Origin of the sequence: Aureimonas phyllosphaerae (assembly GCF_900113065.1) — a bacterium.
GTDB classification, from domain to species: Bacteria; Pseudomonadota; Alphaproteobacteria; order Rhizobiales; family Rhizobiaceae; genus Aureimonas; species Aureimonas phyllosphaerae.
Genome location: NZ_FOOA01000003.1, coordinates 291,613 through 308,009, shown reverse-complemented (window position 1 = coordinate 308,009; position 16,397 = coordinate 291,613). Strand labels below are relative to the sequence as shown.

Here is a 16,397-nt window from a genome sequence, read left to right as displayed (position 1 = left end):
TCGCGAGGATCGGCGTGGTTCGAGGTCTTGCGGTTCAGCTCAGCCGCTCCGAAATCCAGCGCTCGATCAGTGCTTGGCGCGTTACCCCGAGGCGTTGCGCCTGCAGGTCCAGTTCTTCCAAGAGCCGGACAGGCAACTCGACATTCACGCGTCGGGTGTCCCGGTTCGGGCGGGTGGCCGCGCTCCAGTCGACATGCTCGCTCATGTCTTCGCCGTCGTCGAAGCGTCGATCGAATTCAGCGGCTTTCATAGTTCATTCTCTCCTCCCGCTGGGCCCGTCTGACGGAAATGATGCGAATGACGTTCCGGCGAAGGGTATAGACCGCTGCCCAGTGTAGAACGCCTATTAGTCCGATCGCCAAGTAGCGGTGCTCGTCGTCGGACCGGGCTGGAACGACGAGGAAATCCTCGTCGCTCCATAAGCGCTGGGCTTCTACGAAGTCGATGCCATGCTTCTGCCGGTTCGCATCGCTCTTATTCTCGTCGAATTCGAACCGCATGCGAAACCGTATTCATATCGTCCGAACGCCGGAGGCCCGAGGTGGCAGACCATGGGCTGGTCGAGATCGATCAGACCCAGCGCAGCTCGAGGATCTCGTAGGAGCGCGCGCCGCCGGGGGCGGCGACCTCCACGGTGTCGCCTTCGCCCTTGCCGATCAGGGCGCGGGCGATGGGGGAGGAGATCGAGATGCGGCCCTGCTTCACGTCGGCTTCCTGGTCGCCGACGATCTGGTAGACCTTCTCCTCCTCGGTGTCCTCGTCGACGAGCTTGACCGTCGCGCCGAACTTCACCCGGTCGCCCGAAAGCTTGGAGACGTCGATCACCTCGGCGCGGGCCGTCAGGTCCTCGAGTTCGGAAATCCGGCCCTCGTTCAGGCTCTGCGCTTCCTTGGCGGAATGGTACTCGGCGTTCTCCGACAGGTCGCCATGGGCGCGCGCCTCGGAGATGGCCTCGACGATGCGCGGACGCTCCTCCTGCTGACGGCGGCGGAGTTCCTCCTTCAGGGACTCGAAGCCGGCACTCGTCATCGGGACCTTTTCCATGCCCTCAACCCTTACCTGTCGCGGCATCCGGCCTGGAGCCGGACGCTCTCTCGTGAAGACCGACCCGGACGCACGTGCACCGGGCAGGACATAAGAACGGCCGGACCCCAGCGGGGACCAGCCGGAACACATGCATGAGGCCTGAGCCGGAAGGCTGCGGGCCTCCCTGAAATCAGGCTGCCGAGAAGTAGGATTGCAGGGACCGAACTTCAAGGCTGCCGGCCTTCAGGGCCGCGATCGCCTCGGCGGCAGCCTCCATGCCGGCCAGCGTCGTATAGTACGGCACCTTGTGCATGAGGGCGGCGCGACGCAGCGACCGGGAGTCCGACAGAGCCTTGGCGCCCTCCGTCGTGTTGAGCACCACCTGCACCTGCCGGTTGCGGATAGCATCCTCGATATGCGGGCGGCCTTCAAGCACCTTGTTGACCTTCTCGGCCTCGATCCCGTGGCCGGCAAGGAACCTGTGCGTGCCCTCGGTCGCCGAGATGCGGAAGCCGAGTTCGGCCATCCGGCGCACGGTCGGCAGCATCTTCTCCTTGTCGCCATTGCGCACGGAGACGAACAGCGTGCCGTCGCGCGGCAGGTCGACCGACGCGCCGAGCTGGGACTTGGCAAACGCCAGCGCGTAGCCGCGATCGAGGCCCATGACCTCGCCCGTCGAGCGCATCTCGGGGCCGAGCAGCGTGTCGACGCCGGGGAAGCGCGCGAAGGGAAAGACGGCTTCCTTGACCGCGATGTGTTGCAAGTTCTTTACGTCCGGCTTGCCGCCGTAGGCCGCGAAGGCCGCATCCAGCGTCTCGCCCGCCATGATGCGCGCGGCGATCTTGGCGATCGGCGAACCGACCGTCTTGGCGACGAAGGGCACGGTGCGCGAGGCGCGCGGGTTCACCTCGAGGACGTAGATGTCACCGTCCTTGATAGCGAACTGCACGTTCATCAGGCCGCCGACCTTGAGGGCGAGGGCCATCTCGCGGGTCTGGCGCTCCAACTCGTCGGTGATCTCCCGGCTGAGCGAGTGGACGGGGAGCGAGCAGGCCGAGTCGCCCGAGTGAATGCCGGCCTCCTCGATATGCTCCATGATGCCGGCGACGAACGTGTCGGTGCCGTCGGAAAGGCAGTCGACGTCCACCTCGGTCGCGTCCGACAGGTAGCTGTCGATCAGCACCGGCGACTTGCCGGAGACGACGACGGCCTCCTTCATGTAGCGCTCGAACTGCGTGTCGCCGCGCACGATCTCCATCGCGCGCCCGCCGAGCACGTAGGACGGGCGGATGACGACGGGATAGCCGATGCGCTCGACGATCTTGCGCGCCTCCTCGACGGAGCGGGCGATGCCGTTGTTGGGCTGGCGCAGGTTCAGGTCGTGCAAGAGCTTCTGGAAGCGGTCGCGGTCCTCTGCAAGGTCGATCGCGTCCGGCGAGGTGCCGAGGATCCGGATGCCGGCCTCTTCGAGCGCTTCCGCGAGCTTCAGCGGCGTCTGGCCGCCGAACTGCACGATGACGCCGTGCAGCGTGCCGCGCGACTTCTCGACGCGCAGGATCTCCAGGACATCCTCGGCCGTCAGCGGCTCGAAGTAGAGGCGGTCCGACGTGTCGTAGTCGGTCGAGACCGTCTCGGGATTGCAGTTGACCATAATGGCTTCGAGGCCGGCGTCGCGCAGCGCGAACGCGGCGTGGCAGCAGCAGTAGTCGAACTCGATGCCCTGGCCAATGCGGTTCGGGCCGCCGCCGAGGATGACGACCTTCTTGCGGTCCGACACCCCGGCTTCGGAGCGCACCTCGCCCGCGAAGGGCCGCTCGTAGGTCGAGTACATGTAGGGGGTGGGCGAGGCGAACTCGGCCGCGCAGGTGTCGATGCGCTTGAAGACGGGATGCACGCCCTGCCGCTCGCGCAGCGCCTTCACCTCGGCCTCGGACTGGCCCGACAGCTTGGCAAGGCGCGCGTCGGAGAAGCCCGCCGACTTCAGGAAGCGCAGGTTGTCGACGTCCTGGGGCAGGCCGTGCTCACGGACGCGGGTTTCGAGGTCGATGATCGCCTGGAAGCGGTCGATGAACCACGGATCGATCTTGGAGGAGCGATGGACCTGTTCCTTGGTCGCGCCTTCGCGCAACGCCTGGGCGACCATGCGCAGCCGGTCCGGCGTCGGGACGCCGAGCGCGGCGCGGATCGCGTTCTTGTCGTCGCCCTCGCCGAGGCCCGGAATCTCAATCTCGTCTAGGCCGTCGAGGCCGGTCTCGAGACCGCGCAGCGCCTTCTGCAGAGATTCCTCGAAGGTCCGGCCGATCGCCATCACTTCGCCGACCGACTTCATCGCGGTGGTCAGGACCGGCGAGGCGCCCGGGAACTTCTCGAAGGCGAAGCGCGGGATCTTGGTGACGACGTAGTCGATCGTCGGCTCGAACGAGGCCGGGGTCGCGCCGCCGGTGATGTCGTTCTTCAGTTCGTCCAGCGTGTAGCCGACCGCGAGCTTGGCGGCGATCTTGGCGATCGGGAAGCCGGTCGCCTTGGAGGCCAGCGCCGACGAGCGCGAAACGCGCGGGTTCATCTCGATGACGACGAGGCGGCCGTTCTCCGGATTCACCGCGAACTGGACGTTGGAGCCGCCGGTCTCGACGCCGATCTCGCGCAGGACCGCGATCGAGGCGTTGCGCATGATCTGGTATTCTTTGTCGGTCAGCGTGAGCGCCGGCGCGACGGTGATCGAGTCGCCCGTGTGGACGCCCATCGGATCGACGTTCTCGATGGAGCAGACGATGATGCAGTTGTCCACGCGGTCGCGGACGACTTCCATCTCGTATTCCTTCCAGCCGAGCACCGATTCCTCGATCAGCACCTCGGTCGTCGGCGAAGCGTCGAGGCCGCCCTCGATGATCTCGAAGAACTCCGAGCGGTTGTAGGCGATGCCGCCGCCCGTGCCGCCCATCGTGAAGGACGGGCGGATGATGGCGGGCAGGCCGACATGCTCCAGCGCCTCGGCCGCGGCGCCCATGGCGCGCGCCATGTAGCGCTGCTTGCGGTCGGTCTCGCCGAGGTTCCACTCGGTCTCGAGCTGGCTGAGCGCCTCGTCGCGCGCAGGGCCGGCTTCGGTCGAGCGGATCGTCTCGGCGCGCTTCTCCTCGTGCGCGAGGCGGTCGGCCTGCTTGGCCTCCGTCGCGTTGGCGAGATAGCTTTTGGGCGTCTCCAGCCCGATCTTGGCCATCGCCTCGCGGAACAGCGCCCGGTCCTCGGCCTTGTCGATCGCCGTGGCATCGGCGCCGATCATCTCGACATTGTACTTGTCGAGGACACCCATGCGCTTCAGCGACAGCGCGGTGTTGAGCGCGGTCTGGCCGCCCATCGTCGGCAGAATCGCGTCCGGACGCTCCTTGGCGATGATCTTGGCGACGACGTCGGGCGTGATCGGCTCGATATAGGTGGCGTCGGCGAGATCGGGATCGGTCATGATCGTCGCCGGGTTCGAATTGACCAGGACGATCCGGTAGCCCTCGTCGCGCAGCGCCTTGCAGGCCTGCGTGCCGGAATAATCGAACTCGCACGCCTGACCGATGATGATCGGACCCGCGCCGATGATGAGGATCGTCTTGAGGTCGTCGCGTTTTGGCATGGCGGTCCGTCTTTGTTTCGTGCGCGCGGATGGCCCCGGCCGCGGGGAGCGGACGAGGGTCTGGGGCGAGGCATTCTTCAGGCTAAGGCCGGCTTATAGGCAAACCCGCCGCGCTGCGAAAGGGTGAACCGTCAGTCGATCGACGCGATTGTGGATGGATCGGCGGCAGGGCGTGCGCGGCCGGTGAGATCGGCAGCGCTCCGGGGCAGGGGGCGGCCGTCGTAGTGGCGCACGCCCATCGACAGCGCGAGGCAGGCGAGTTCGACGGTCAGCGGGATCTCCACGCGCTTTCCGTCGCGGTCGCCCTTCTCGTAGTACTGGATGACCCGCTTCTTCAGGCCGAGACGGTCCGCGGCGTCCTTCTGCTTCCAGCCCATGGACCGGCGCCAGTCGCGGAAGCTTTCGGAATCCATCATCGAATCCGTTCGATTTCGGCCGTTCAGCCCGGCTTAAACTTCGAGGCGCATGATTCGTCATGCCCGGTCCGACCCGTAACAGAACGGTCAGCCGGCACAAGAAAAATGCACATCGTGCGCCTTTCGCATATTCCAAAAGCGCACAGAGTGCATATTTTATCACCGTGAAGGCCCGTTCGACCTTCGATCAGCAAGGACTGACAACCCGAAAGGAATAGACCCGATGCTTGTCGACCTCATCGTCAGCCGCTCCGCCCTCGGCGCCGACCGCGGCCGCGACGATCTCCACCGCCACGCCACGTTCAGCTGCGGCATCCATGCGATGGTCCGCCGCGTACTCCACTTGTTCAAGGCTGCATGACGTTCAGCACGAGACCATCGTCCAAGGGGGGCGAAAACGAATAAGGGCGCCGGATCCACTCCGGCGCCCTTATTCGTTTCTGGCTCTTTGCCTGCGGTCAGGCCGCGGTCTTCGTCCGGTGCCCGTCGATCATCTCGAAGAAGCGGGCGAAGAGATAGTGCGAGTCCTGCGGGCCCGGCGAGGCTTCCGGGTGGTGCTGCACCGAGAACACCGGGGCGTCCTTCATGCGCAGGCCGCAATTGGTACCGTCGAAGAGCGAGACGTGAGTTTCCTCGACGCTGTCGGGCAGCGTGTCCGCCGCGACCGCGAAGCCGTGGTTCATCGACACGATCTCGACCTTGCCGGTCGTGAAGTCCTTCACCGGATGGTTCGCGCCGTGATGGCCCTGGTGCATCTTCTCAGTGCGCCCGCCGAGCGCCAGCGCGAGAAGCTGGTGGCCGAGGCAGATGCCGAACATCGGAATGCCGGACTTGGCGAGTTCCCGGATCACCGGCACGGCGTATTCGCCGGTCGCCGCCGGGTCGCCCGGGCCGTTCGACAGGAAGATGCCGTCCGGCTCGTGCTTCAGGACGTCGGCGGCCGAGGCCGTCGGCGGCACGATCACGACGCGCGCACCGTGGCCCGACATCAGGCGCAGGATGTTGCGCTTGGCACCGTAGTCGATCGCGACGATCGTGTAGGCCGGCTCGCGGCCCGCATCGTAGCCGTGATTCCATGACCAGGGACCCTCGATCCAGGCGTCCTCCTGCTTCGATCCGGCGTCCTGCGCGAGGTCGAGGCCGACGAGCCCGCTCCAGGCGGCGGCCTTGGCGCGCAGCGCCTCGATGTCGAAGACGCCGTCCGGATTGTGCGCGATCACGGCGTTGGGCATGCCCTTGTCGCGGATGAGCGCAGTGAGCGCGCGCGTGTCGACGCCCGACAGCGCGACGACGCCGCGCTTCTTCAGCCAGGCGTCGAGGCCGCCGGCCGAGCGATAGTTCGACGGCGCCGACACCTCGGCCCGGAAGATCGCACCGACCGCGCCGATCGTGTTGTCGGGCACGAGGTCTTCGATGTCCTCGTCGTTGGCGCCGACATTGCCGATGTGGGGGAAGGTGAAGGTGACGATCTGCTTGGCGTAGGAGGGATCGGTGAGGATCTCCTGGTAGCCGGTGAGCGACGTGTTGAAGCAGACCTCGCCGAGCGCCTCGCCCACCGCGCCGATGCCGTCGCCCTCGACCACCGTGCCGTCGGCCAGCACGAGCAGGGCCGTGGGCTTCCTCTGCGTCCAGGCGTCGCTCATCGTCTCTACTCCTTGAGATCCTTCGGGGGCCATCGGCGCGTGGAGCGCGGGCGCACCCTTCCGGAGCGTCCATATCGCGCCATCGGCCTTCCGGCGCAACCCTTTGCGTGGCCGGGAGCCCGGATCATGCATGACTGTGGAGCATGGCAGGCGTGCGCTTGCCAAAGCCCGCAGGTGTCATTAATCCTTCATCAACCTTGATCGCGGCGGCGGCCGGCAGAGCCCTGCGGCGATCGGTGAACGGCTCGAGTTATCCACGGGATTCGACAGGCGCCAAGGCTGCGGACCGCTTCCGGTCATCCGAAACCACACCATTTTCCCACAAGCTGACACGATCATTCTCGTCCGTCTCGGACGGGAGGGGATCGAGCCGCGTGAAGAGCGCCGCAAAGGCGCCCGAGCGGACGAACAGGACGAGTTGGAATGCGCGACCAGATCGCAGACGCATTGCAGGCGGCCATGGCCAGCGGCGACAAACGCCGGATCGCGACGCTTCGGCTGGTCGCGGCCGGTCTCAAGGACAAGGAGGCCGCGTTCCGCGAGGCCGGCAAGGGCCGCCCCGAGGACGCCGACATCGTGGGCTTCCTCCACTGCATGATCCGCCACCGCGAGAGCGCCGAGACGACGCATCGCGACGCCGGGCGGATCGAGGAGGCCGCCGCCGAGCACGCCACCGCCGAGATGATCCGCAGCCTTCTGCCAGCGCCCGTGCCGAGCGGCGAGATCGAGGCGGCCTGCCGGCAGATCGTGTCCGACACCGGCTCGAAGGGTCTGCGCGACGTCGGCCGCTGCATGAATGCGCTGAAGGAGCGCTATCACGACAAGCTGAACCTCATCGAGGCCGGCAGCGTGATGCGCGGGCTCCTCAGCTAGTCGCGCGCCGCGAGCACCTTTTCCCAGTCCGCCTTCGCGAGCCGATGGCACTGCCAGTCGGTCGGCTGGCCCGACAGGTCGAGGCGCGCGTCGTAGGCATGCACCGCTCCGAGCTTGGCGGTCGCCTTCTGCGAGCGGATGTTGCTCGGCGCGATGTGGAACCAGACCTCGCCGAAGTGCCGGAAGGCGTGGGTCAGCATCAGCGTCTTCAGTTCGAAGTTCGCCGGGCCGCCCCAATGGCTGCGGTCGAGGAAGGTGAAGCCGATCGCGATCGAGCCGGGCTGGTCGGGCGGCACGTAGAACCGCGATCCTCCGACGATCCGGCCCGCCTCGCGGTCTTCCACTGCGACCGCGCCGCCGAGCGCGATGAGCGTCGCGAAGAACGGCTCGAACACCTCGCGCTTCCAGCGGTCCTTTGCGGGATGTCCCGCCCAGATCTCGGGATCGGACGCCGCCGCGTGGAGGCCGTCGAGGTCGCCCGGCACGAGCTTTCGCACGGTCAGGTGCGGTCCGGTGAGCGTCGCGCCGGGGTCGAAGGTCACGGCGCTCATCCCGCGGACTTCTCGGCGAGTTCGCGCGCCGCAGCCTCGTGGTAGCGGATGACCTCGCGCACCACGAAGGCGAGGTACTTCTCGGCGAAATCCGGGTCGAGCTGCGCGGAAGCCGCCAGGTCGCGCAGGCGCGCCACCTGTCGCTTCTCGCGCGCCGGGTCGGCCGGCGGCAGATCGTTTTCCGCCTTCAGGACGCCGACGCGCTGGGTGCAGCGAAAGCGCTCGGCCAGCATATGGACGATCGCCGCGTCGATGTTGTCGATCGAGTTCCGCAGCGACTGCAGCTCGGGCAGGATGGCGGGGGTCTGGTCCATGGGCTCTGGTGTCCGGCGTTTCTCTCCGGCCTCTGGATTAAGCGCCCGGCCACGATCCGTCAAAGCCGGACGGCGCCTGTGGAACGAGGTGGACAAGCGGCGGACCCAGCGAAACCTATGGCATTCGGCGCCGCGTGAGCCGATATGAACTCCATGCGCTTTCCGCCCCAGTTCCTCGACGAAATCCGTGCCCGCATTCCGATCTCGGATGTGATCGGGCGGCGCGTCGTCTGGGATCGTCGCAAGACCCAGTCGTCGAAGGGCGACTGGTGGGCGTGCTGTCCCTTCCACGGCGAAAAGTCGCCCTCGTTCCATTGCGAGGACGCCAAGGGGCGCTACCACTGCTTCGGCTGCGGCGTCTCGGGCGACCATTTTCGTTTTCTCACCGAACTCGAGGGCATGAGCTTCCCCGAGGCCGTCGAGCGGCTGGCCGGCGAGGCGGGCCTGCCGATGCCCGCGCGCGACCGCGAGGAGGAAAAGCGCCAGGACGCCCAGGCGACGCTTCTCGACGCGCTGCGCCTGTCGGCCGAGTTCTTCCGGCAGACGCTTCAGGAGGCGGACGGCGCGAAGGCGCGCGCCTACCTGCGCGACCGGGGTCTCAATCCGGTCGTCCAGAAGACGTTCGGCATCGGTTACGCGCCCGACAGCCGCAACCGGCTGAAGGAGTTCCTCGCGGGCCGGGGCGTCGGCAAGGCCGAGATCGAGGGCGCCGGCATGGTGGTGCACGGCGAGGGGATCGCGGTCTCCTACGACCGGTTCCGCGACCGCGTGATGTTTCCGATCCTCGACGTCCGCGAGCGGCCGATCGCCTTCGGTGGGCGGGCACTGGCCGCCGGCGTTCCCGCCAAATACCTCAACTCGCCGGAGACCGACGTCTTCCACAAGGGGCAGGTGCTCTACAACCTCGCCTCCGCCCGGCGGGCGTCCAAGAGTTCGAACACGCTGATCGTGGCCGAAGGCTACATGGATGTGATCGCGCTGCACCAGGGCGGCTTCGAGAACGCGGTCGCCCCGCTCGGCACGGCGCTGACCGAGCGCCAGCTCGACCTTCTCTGGCGCACGGTGCCCGAGCCGATCCTCTGCTTCGACGGCGACGCGGCGGGCTTGAAGGCGGCCAACCGGGCGGCGGAACTGGCGCTGCCGCTCCTGCGCCCCGGCCGCTCCCTGCGGTTCGCGCTCCTGCCGGAGGGCAAGGATCCCGACGATCTCCTGCGCGCGTCGGGTCCGGAAGCGATGCGCGAGGTGCTCGACCGCGCCCGACCGCTCGCCGACCTCGTCTGGATGCGCGAGACCGGGGGCGGCAGCTTCGACACGCCGGAGCGCCGCGCCGAGCTGGAAGGCCGCCTGAAGGCGATGATGCGCCAAATCGGCGACGAGAGCGTGCGTCGCCATTACCTGCAGGACGTCGAGGAGCGTCTGGCCGGTTTCTTCGGCCCCGCGCCATCGCGCGGCGGCGGCGGGCGAGGGGACTGGAACAACCGGCGGCGCGAGGACGGACGCGGCGGCGGGGGTGGGGGCGCGCGCCGGAGCGCGGCGCCCGGGGCCGGTCGCCGGTCGCCGGTGTCGGACCGTCTGGCGCGCAGCGCGCTGCTCGGTGGCGGCGCGCGGGCGAGCGCCGCGCCGATGCGCGAGATGTCGATCCTCGTCGGCTTCGTGAACCACCCGCTACTCCTGCGCGAGGCGTTCGACTATTTCGCCGACCTCGAACTCACGAGCCCGGAGCTCGAGCGGCTTCGCTCGGCGGTGATCGACGTCTATGCCGACGGCCAGCCGCATTCGCGCGACGAGATCCTCGCCGAACTCGACCGGCGCATGCTGCTGGAGCCGTTCCAGGCCTGCGAGGCGAAGCTCCAGGCGGTGCGGCTGTGGAGTTTCCTGCCTCAGGCGGCGCTGGAAGATGCGCGCGAGGCGGTGCGCCAGGCGCTGCACTTGCAGCACCGATACCTGTCACTACATAGGGAGCTCCGGGCGGCCGAGGCCGCGCTGGCGACCGACGGGGACGAGCTCGCGCATGCGCAGCTTGTCGAGATCCATCGGGAAATCAACAATTTGGCGGGAACCGAGGCGCTGATAGACGGGTTTGGACTGCTGTCTGGCCGGCCGGCCAAGGGTATCTGAAGTCCCGTCGGTGACCCCCGCGAGGTTGGGGCGCCGGCTCCACGAATTCATCCGCGATGCTTCAAACCCTTGACTTCGCGGCGGGAAAGACGAAACACGCATCGGCCGGACGCCGGCGCCCGTCGGATGCGGGCCCGGCCCATCCGCCGGTTGGACATGGTTTGGACCGATCGATCGGCCGCGCCCTTTCAGGGGGCATGGTTAATCGATCATTCACGGCCGGCGGTTAAGGCTGGCGGGAATGGGCGCGGGAGGCGCCGCTTTCCGCAAGCGACCGCGCCAGATGGAGACGAATGCACATGGCGACGAAAGTCAAGGAAGGCGAGGCCGCCGTCGAGGAGCGTCAGGAGACGCCTGACAGTCCTCTGCTGGACCTGTCGGACGACGCCGTCAAGAAGATGATCAAGGCCGCGAAGAAGCGCGGCTTCGTGTCGATGGACAAGCTGAACTCGGTTCTGTCCGCCGAGGACGTGACCTCCGAGCAGATCGAAGACCTCATGTCGATGCTGTCCGACATGGGCATCAACGTCGTCGAGGACGAGGAAGGCGAGAACGAGGAGGAGAAGGAGTCCGAGGAGTCCGGCTCGACCGAGGTCGCCGAGGCTACGACGGGCGCCGTCGCCACCACGACCAAGAAGGAAAGCTCGGACCGGACCGACGATCCGGTGCGCATGTACCTGCGCGAGATGGGCTCGGTCGAGCTTCTGTCCCGCGAGGGCGAGATCGCCATCGCCAAGCGCATCGAGGCCGGCCGCGAGACGATGATCGCGGGCCTCTGCGAGAGCCCGCTGACCTTCCAGGCCATCATCATCTGGCGCGAGGAACTCAACGAAGGCAACATCATGCTCCGCGAGGTCGTCGACCTCGAGGCGACCTATGCCGGACCGGAGGCCAAGATGCCGTCCGCGCCGGTCGAGGGCGCCGAGGCGGGCGGCGTGCCGGCGCCGAACGGCGAGCTGCGTCCGGGCGAAGAGGAAGAGGACGACGAGGACGACCTCGAGAACTCGCTCTCGCTCGCCGCGATGGAGGCCGAGATCCGTCCGCAGGTCATGGAGACCTTCGACGCGATCGCCGAGAACTACAAGCGCCTGCGCAAGCTGCAGGACCAGCAGGTCGAGAACCGTCTCGCCGCGCAGGGCACGCTGTCGTCCTCGCAGGAGCGCTCCTATCGCAAGCTGAAAGAAGACCTCGTCGCCGCGGTGAAGGGCCTATCCCTCAACCAGAACCGCATCGACGCGCTGGTCGCCCAGCTCTACGACATCAACAAGCGGCTCGTCGGAAACGAGGGCAAGCTCCTGCGCCTCGCCGAAAGCCACGGCGTGAAGCGCGACGAGTTCCTGCAGACCTACCAGGGGTCAGAGCTCGACCCGAACTGGACGCAGTCGATCGCCAACCTCTCGGGCAAGGGCTGGCTGAAGTTCGTCCAGAACGAGAAGGACGGCATCCGTAACCTCCGCCAGGAGATCCAGAACCTCGCCACCGAGACGGGCCTCGAGATCACCGAGTTCCGCCGCATCGTCCACATGGTGCAGAAGGGCGAGCGCGAGGCCCGGCAGGCCAAGAAGGAGATGGTCGAGGCGAACCTGCGCCTCGTGATCTCGATCGCCAAGAAGTACACCAACCGCGGCCTGCAGTTCCTGGACCTGATCCAGGAGGGCAACATCGGCCTGATGAAGGCCGTCGACAAGTTCGAGTACCGCCGCGGCTACAAGTTCTCGACCTATGCGACGTGGTGGATCCGGCAGGCGATCACCCGCTCGATCGCCGATCAGGCGCGCACGATCCGCATTCCGGTGCACATGATCGAGACGATCAACAAGATCGTGCGCACCTCGCGCCAGATGCTGCACGAGATCGGCCGCGAGCCGACCCCGGAAGAACTGGCCGAGAAGCTGGCGATGCCGCTGGAGAAGGTCCGCAAGGTTCTGAAGATCGCCAAGGAGCCGATCTCGCTCGAAACGCCGGTGGGCGACGAGGAGGATTCGCATCTCGGCGACTTCATCGAGGACAAGAACGCGATCCTGCCGATCGACGCGGCGATCCAGGCGAACCTGCGCGAGACGACGACGCGCGTGCTCGCCTCGCTGACGCCCCGCGAGGAGCGAGTGCTGCGCATGCGCTTCGGCATCGGCATGAACACCGACCACACGCTGGAAGAAGTCGGCCAGCAGTTCTCGGTGACGCGTGAGCGCATCCGCCAGATCGAGGCCAAGGCCCTGCGCAAGCTCAAGCACCCGAGCCGCTCGCGCAAGCTGCGCTCGTTCCTCGACAGCTGAGCCGATCCGTATCGCGGGTTAGAGATCAGGGGCGCCCTCGGGCGCCCTTTTTCGTGTCCGGCGTCAGGCGGGGAGGGCGCCGTGGGCGGTGGCAACCCGGCCGGCGCGCATGCGCCGCGACAGGAGCGCCGCCACCATCATCGCGCCGATCACCGTGACATGCTCGGCCGCGGTGTGGAAATGATCCACCGCCTCCGGTCCGGTCATGTTCCAGAAATCGTGAACGAGGAGGATCGTCAGGCCCGTGAACGTCGCGAGCATGCCGGCGCCGAGCCAGGCCGCGCGATCGAGGATGACGAGGGCGGAGCCGAGAAGCTGGACGACGATGACGAGGACCGCGACCAGCGCCGGCGGCGAAAAGCCGAAATAGGCCATCTCGGCGGTCGCCGCCTCGAAGTCGGCGAGCTTCGCGAGGCCGCTGCCCCAGAAGCAGAAGGTCAGGATCAGTCGTGCGATCGGCGGGAACCAGCGTGTGTCGAGAAGCCTTGCGATAGCGGAGGGCATGGGGTCGCATCCCGGTCGGGCCGGCGCAACGGGGCCGGATCGCCGTAGATCATAACAACCCCAGGTTTCAGGCGCACTGCCTGATTTCGTGGTCGAAGGAGCGCAGGAGATCCGCCTTCGGCATGGGTTTCGCGAGGTGGTAGCCCTGGAAGAGGGTGCAGCCGGCGGCTCGCGCCAGCAGCATCTGCCGCTCGGTCTCGATGCCTTCGGCCACGACCGACAGTCGCATCGAGTTCGCAAGGCTGGCCAGCGCCGAGACGAAGACGTTGTCGGTCTCGCTGCCGCCGAGGCGCGCGATGTAGCTGCGGTCGATCTTGATGCAGTCGACCGGCAGGTGGCGGAGGTAGTCGAAGCCGCTGAAGCCCGTGCCAAAATCGTCGAGCGCAATGCGGATGCCCATGTCGCGCAGGGCCTGCAGGCGGCGACAGATGTCCGGAGTCGTCTGGATTGCCGCCGATTCGGTGAGTTCGAGCGTCAGGCGGCTCGGCGCGTGGCCGGTCTCGGCGAGCACCCGCGCCACCATATCGACGACGTCGTCGCGCTTCAGCTGGTTGGCCGAGACGTTGACGGAGATGCGCAGGTCGGGAAGCTCGCGCGCATCCGACAGCGCCCGGCGAAGGACCCACTCGCCGAGCTGGTCGATCAATGCCGTGCTTTCCGCGATCGGGATGAAACGGGCGGGTGAGATGTTGCCGCGAGACGGGCTCTGCCAGCGAAGAAGGGCTTCCACCGCGACGAGCTTGCCGTCGGGGCCGCTGATCGGCTGGTAGTGGACGTCGAGTTCGTTGAGGAGGATCGCCGCCCGCAACTCGCGCTCGATCAGGCGGCGATGCTTTAGTTCGGCCAGCATGTCGGCGTCGAAGACGGCGGTCTTGTTGCGCCCGGCGCTCTTGGCAGCGTAGAGCGCGACGTCGGCGAACTGCATGGCCTCAGACAGGTAGACCGTGCGCTCGGGCACCATCACGACGCCGAGGCTCGCCGACAGCGACAGGCGCCGCCCGCCTGCCATCACAGGCGTGTTGAGGGTCTGGCCGAACCGCTCGCCGAAGGCCAGCGCCTCGGCCTCGTCGGCGCAGGGCAGCACGAAGGCGAACTCGTCGCCGCCGAGCCGCCCGGCGGTCACGCGCGGCGCGAGGCGCTTCAGCGTCGTCGCGATGTGGGACAGTGCGAAGTCGCCGGCGCGGTGGCCGAAGCTGTCGTTCAGGACCTTGAGGTTGTCCATGTCGAGCGCGAAGAAGGCGAGCGACGTGCCGCCGTCGCGGGCTTTTAACGCCTCGCCTGCCGCTTCCAGGAACGCCCGGCGCGTGAGGAGGCCGGTGATCTCGTCGATCACGTGGCGTTCGACCAAGGCTTCCTGCTCGCTGCGCACGCGTTCGAGTTCGAGATGCGTTCGATGGAGGTCGCGCCGCACGCGCCCGAGCACCAGGAAGGTCGCGATGCAGGCGACCACCGAGATCGGGGCGACCCAAGGCGAGGTGAGGAGCAGGATCGCGCTGACGGCGAGCCAAACGGCAGCAAAGGCCGCGTGGGTGCGTTCGAGCTCGCGGACGACGGTGACCTGCTCGACCCAGAACGACTTGCTCATCTGCATACCGACTGCACCTGTAACCCTGACGTACGGTATGGGATGTCCGTGAACGTATTGCGTCCGGCAATGGTGCGTTGCGGCGAAAAGCGCTCGTTCTCGCCGTATGCTGAATGCCGGATGAACGCGCCGGACGGCGGCAATTCAGGAAGGCCGACTTATCTTGTCGGACATGACGCGCCACGGAGCGCGCCCTATCCGACAGGAGACCTTTCCATGCTGTCCAGCTTCATCCGTTCCACCCTCGTCGCTGCGACGGTTCTCGGTTCGCTCGGCGCGGCCAGCGCTGCAAGCGCCGCGCCGCGCGATGCGGCCGGCGTGACGCTCGTCGACTATCGCGGCGAGCGGCACGACCGTTGGGAGCATCGCGGCCCGCGCCATGGCGAGCGCTGGGGCGACCGAGGCCCGCATCGGGGAGAGCGCTGGGGTGATCGCGGACCGCGCCGCGGCGAGTGCTCGCCGCGTCTTGCCCTGCGCAAGGCGCGCGACATGGGCGTGCGCGGCGCCGACGTGGTGCGGGTCAACAACCGCGCGGTGGTCGTCGCCGGCTACAAGCGCGGCTACCCGACCTCGCTGCGCTTCGCGCAGGACCGCGGCTGCCCGGTGATCGGTTACCGCTGACACCCGAAGGCTTCAAATGAAGAAGGGGCGGCTCTCGCGAGCCGCCCCTTTCTTATGTCCGGGGATGATCAGGGCTGGAGTTCGTAGACGATCCGGACCTGCGCCGAGATCGTGTTCTCGCCCGCCTCGACAGGAACCTTGGCGGCGCTGCTCGCCATCATCCGCATCTCGCCCATCGGCATGGGCGGGGGAAGGGGCACGAAGCCGGCCGCCGTGTCCTCGATCGAGACCACGCGACCGAGCTTGAGCCCTGCGGCCTCCGCGAGCGCGGTGGCGCTAGAGCGCGCGCGGGCGACGGCGTCGCGCCGCGCTGCGTCGCGCAGCGACGCGTCATCCTCGATCTGGAAGGAGATCGAGCCACCCTCATTGACGCCGAGCTGAACGGCACGGTCGAGGAGTTCGCCGAGCTTGGCGATATCGCGCACCTTGACCGACAACGTGTTGCGCACCTCGTATCCGGTGAGGACGGGAGGCGCCTGCGTGCCGTCGGAACGGTTGTCGTAACGATACTGCGGCGAGATCTGGAAGCCCGAGGTCTGCAGGTCGCGGGCCTCGACGCCGAACGAGGGCATTGCGGCGCGCACGGCGTCCATCGCCGTGTTGACCTGCCCCAGCGCATCCGCGGCCGTCGCGGCCGAGCGCATGACGGTCAACTGCGTGACGGCGAGGTCGGGCGCGCCCCTGGCCAGTCCTTCGCCGGAAACGCTGACGCGCGCGGGCGGCGGGGCCGGGGGCGGCGGCGCATCCTGTGCCAGGACAGGCGAGGCGAACGCGAGGGCGGCGCCCAGCGCGAGAGGGGCGAACAGGCGGACTGCGGACAAGGCCGATTCTCCGTTGGATGTCTGACG

16 protein-coding genes are annotated in these 16,397 nt (G+C 67.5%); 5 read left to right on the top strand and 11 right to left on the bottom strand.

The features are described from left to right. Positions 1-34 precede the first annotated feature (34 nt). From brnA to BM175_RS06570, 5 genes are all read right to left on the bottom strand, one after another. Entirely contained in the window at positions 35-250 is a 216-nt protein-coding gene (gene brnA, locus BM175_RS06590; protein WP_090960950.1) for a type II toxin-antitoxin system BrnA family antitoxin, read from the bottom strand. Beyond that, complete coding sequence (locus BM175_RS06585) at positions 237-500, bottom strand: BrnT family toxin (protein WP_090960947.1); 264 nt, start codon at positions 498-500, stop codon at positions 237-239. The genes brnA and BM175_RS06585 overlap by 14 nt, the downstream gene beginning before the upstream one ends. Positions 501-570: 70 nt before the next feature. Next, positions 571-1,044 (bottom strand): transcription elongation factor GreA, encoded by a 474-nt coding sequence (gene greA / locus BM175_RS06580; RefSeq protein WP_090960944.1) that lies wholly within the window; start codon positions 1,042-1,044, stop codon positions 571-573. A 172-nt stretch (positions 1,045-1,216) separates the two neighbouring features. Beyond that, complete coding sequence (gene carB / locus BM175_RS06575; RefSeq protein ID WP_090960941.1) at positions 1,217-4,648, bottom strand: carbamoyl-phosphate synthase large subunit; 3,432 nt, start codon at positions 4,646-4,648, stop codon at positions 1,217-1,219. Between the two features lie 131 nt (positions 4,649-4,779). Then, positions 4,780-5,061, bottom strand: a complete 282-nt coding sequence (locus BM175_RS06570; protein ID WP_090961296.1) for a helix-turn-helix domain-containing protein — start codon at positions 5,059-5,061, stop codon at positions 4,780-4,782. A 226-nt stretch (positions 5,062-5,287) separates the two neighbouring features. Between BM175_RS06570 and BM175_RS22645 the strand changes: the two genes are divergently transcribed. Beyond that, on the top strand, positions 5,288-5,425 hold the full coding sequence (locus tag BM175_RS22645) for a hypothetical protein (RefSeq protein WP_175526779.1): 138 nt from the start codon (positions 5,288-5,290) through the stop codon (positions 5,423-5,425). Positions 5,426-5,522: 97 nt separating this feature from the next. On the opposite strand, the gene carA is transcribed toward BM175_RS22645, so the two are convergent. Beyond that, positions 5,523-6,707: a glutamine-hydrolyzing carbamoyl-phosphate synthase small subunit gene (gene carA / locus BM175_RS06565; protein WP_090960939.1), complete on the bottom strand. Its 1,185-nt coding sequence runs from the start codon at positions 6,705-6,707 to the stop codon at positions 5,523-5,525. 423 nt (positions 6,708-7,130) lie between these two features. On the opposite strand from carA, the gene BM175_RS06560 reads away from it, so the two are divergent. Beyond that, positions 7,131-7,580 carry a GatB/YqeY domain-containing protein gene (locus BM175_RS06560; RefSeq protein ID WP_090960936.1) on the top strand — a complete coding sequence of 150 codons (450 nt, stop codon included), beginning with the start codon at positions 7,131-7,133 and terminating at the stop codon, positions 7,578-7,580. Here the strand turns inward: BM175_RS06560 and BM175_RS06555 are convergent. Together BM175_RS06555 and BM175_RS06550 are read right to left on the bottom strand one after the other, a co-directional pair. Continuing rightward, complete coding sequence (locus BM175_RS06555) at positions 7,577-8,131, bottom strand: GNAT family N-acetyltransferase (protein ID WP_090960933.1); 555 nt, start codon at positions 8,129-8,131, stop codon at positions 7,577-7,579. The two genes, BM175_RS06560 and BM175_RS06555, sit on opposite strands and share 4 nt — an antisense overlap. Further along, positions 8,128-8,445, bottom strand: coding sequence for a chorismate mutase (locus BM175_RS06550; protein ID WP_055890081.1), 318 nt, complete (start codon positions 8,443-8,445; stop codon positions 8,128-8,130). Before BM175_RS06550 ends, BM175_RS06555 begins: the two co-directional genes overlap by 4 nt. 153 nt (positions 8,446-8,598) lie before the next feature. Here BM175_RS06550 and dnaG point away from each other — a divergent pair, with 153 nt between their 5' ends. Continuing rightward, positions 8,599-10,563: a DNA primase gene (gene dnaG, locus BM175_RS06545; RefSeq protein ID WP_090961294.1), complete on the top strand. Its 1,965-nt coding sequence runs from the start codon at positions 8,599-8,601 to the stop codon at positions 10,561-10,563. A 299-nt stretch (positions 10,564-10,862) separates the two neighbouring features. Then, positions 10,863-12,839, top strand: a complete 1,977-nt coding sequence (gene rpoD, locus BM175_RS06540; protein ID WP_090960930.1) for an RNA polymerase sigma factor RpoD — start codon at positions 10,863-10,865, stop codon at positions 12,837-12,839. Between the two features lie 63 nt (positions 12,840-12,902). Here the strand turns inward: rpoD and BM175_RS06535 are convergent, their stop codons facing one another. Next, positions 12,903-13,343 (bottom strand): DoxX family protein, encoded by a 441-nt coding sequence (locus tag BM175_RS06535; protein ID WP_090960927.1) that lies wholly within the window; start codon positions 13,341-13,343, stop codon positions 12,903-12,905. A gap of 67 nt (positions 13,344-13,410) precedes the next feature. Continuing rightward, entirely contained in the window at positions 13,411-14,928 is a 1,518-nt protein-coding gene (locus tag BM175_RS06530; RefSeq protein WP_175526778.1) for a putative bifunctional diguanylate cyclase/phosphodiesterase, read from the bottom strand. Positions 14,929-15,144: 216 nt separating this feature from the next. On the opposite strand from BM175_RS06530, the gene BM175_RS06525 reads away from it, so the two are divergent. Beyond that, positions 15,145-15,549 carry a hypothetical protein gene (locus BM175_RS06525; RefSeq protein WP_090960921.1) on the top strand — a complete coding sequence of 135 codons (405 nt, stop codon included), beginning with the start codon at positions 15,145-15,147 and terminating at the stop codon, positions 15,547-15,549. 68 nt (positions 15,550-15,617) lie between these two features. Here the strand turns inward: BM175_RS06525 and BM175_RS06520 are convergent, their stop codons facing one another. Next, the gene (locus tag BM175_RS06520) at positions 15,618-16,370 is read right to left on the bottom strand and encodes an SIMPL domain-containing protein (protein WP_090960919.1); all 753 of its coding nucleotides are present in this window, start codon (positions 16,368-16,370) and stop codon (positions 15,618-15,620) included. Between the last annotated feature and the right edge of the window lie 27 nt (positions 16,371-16,397).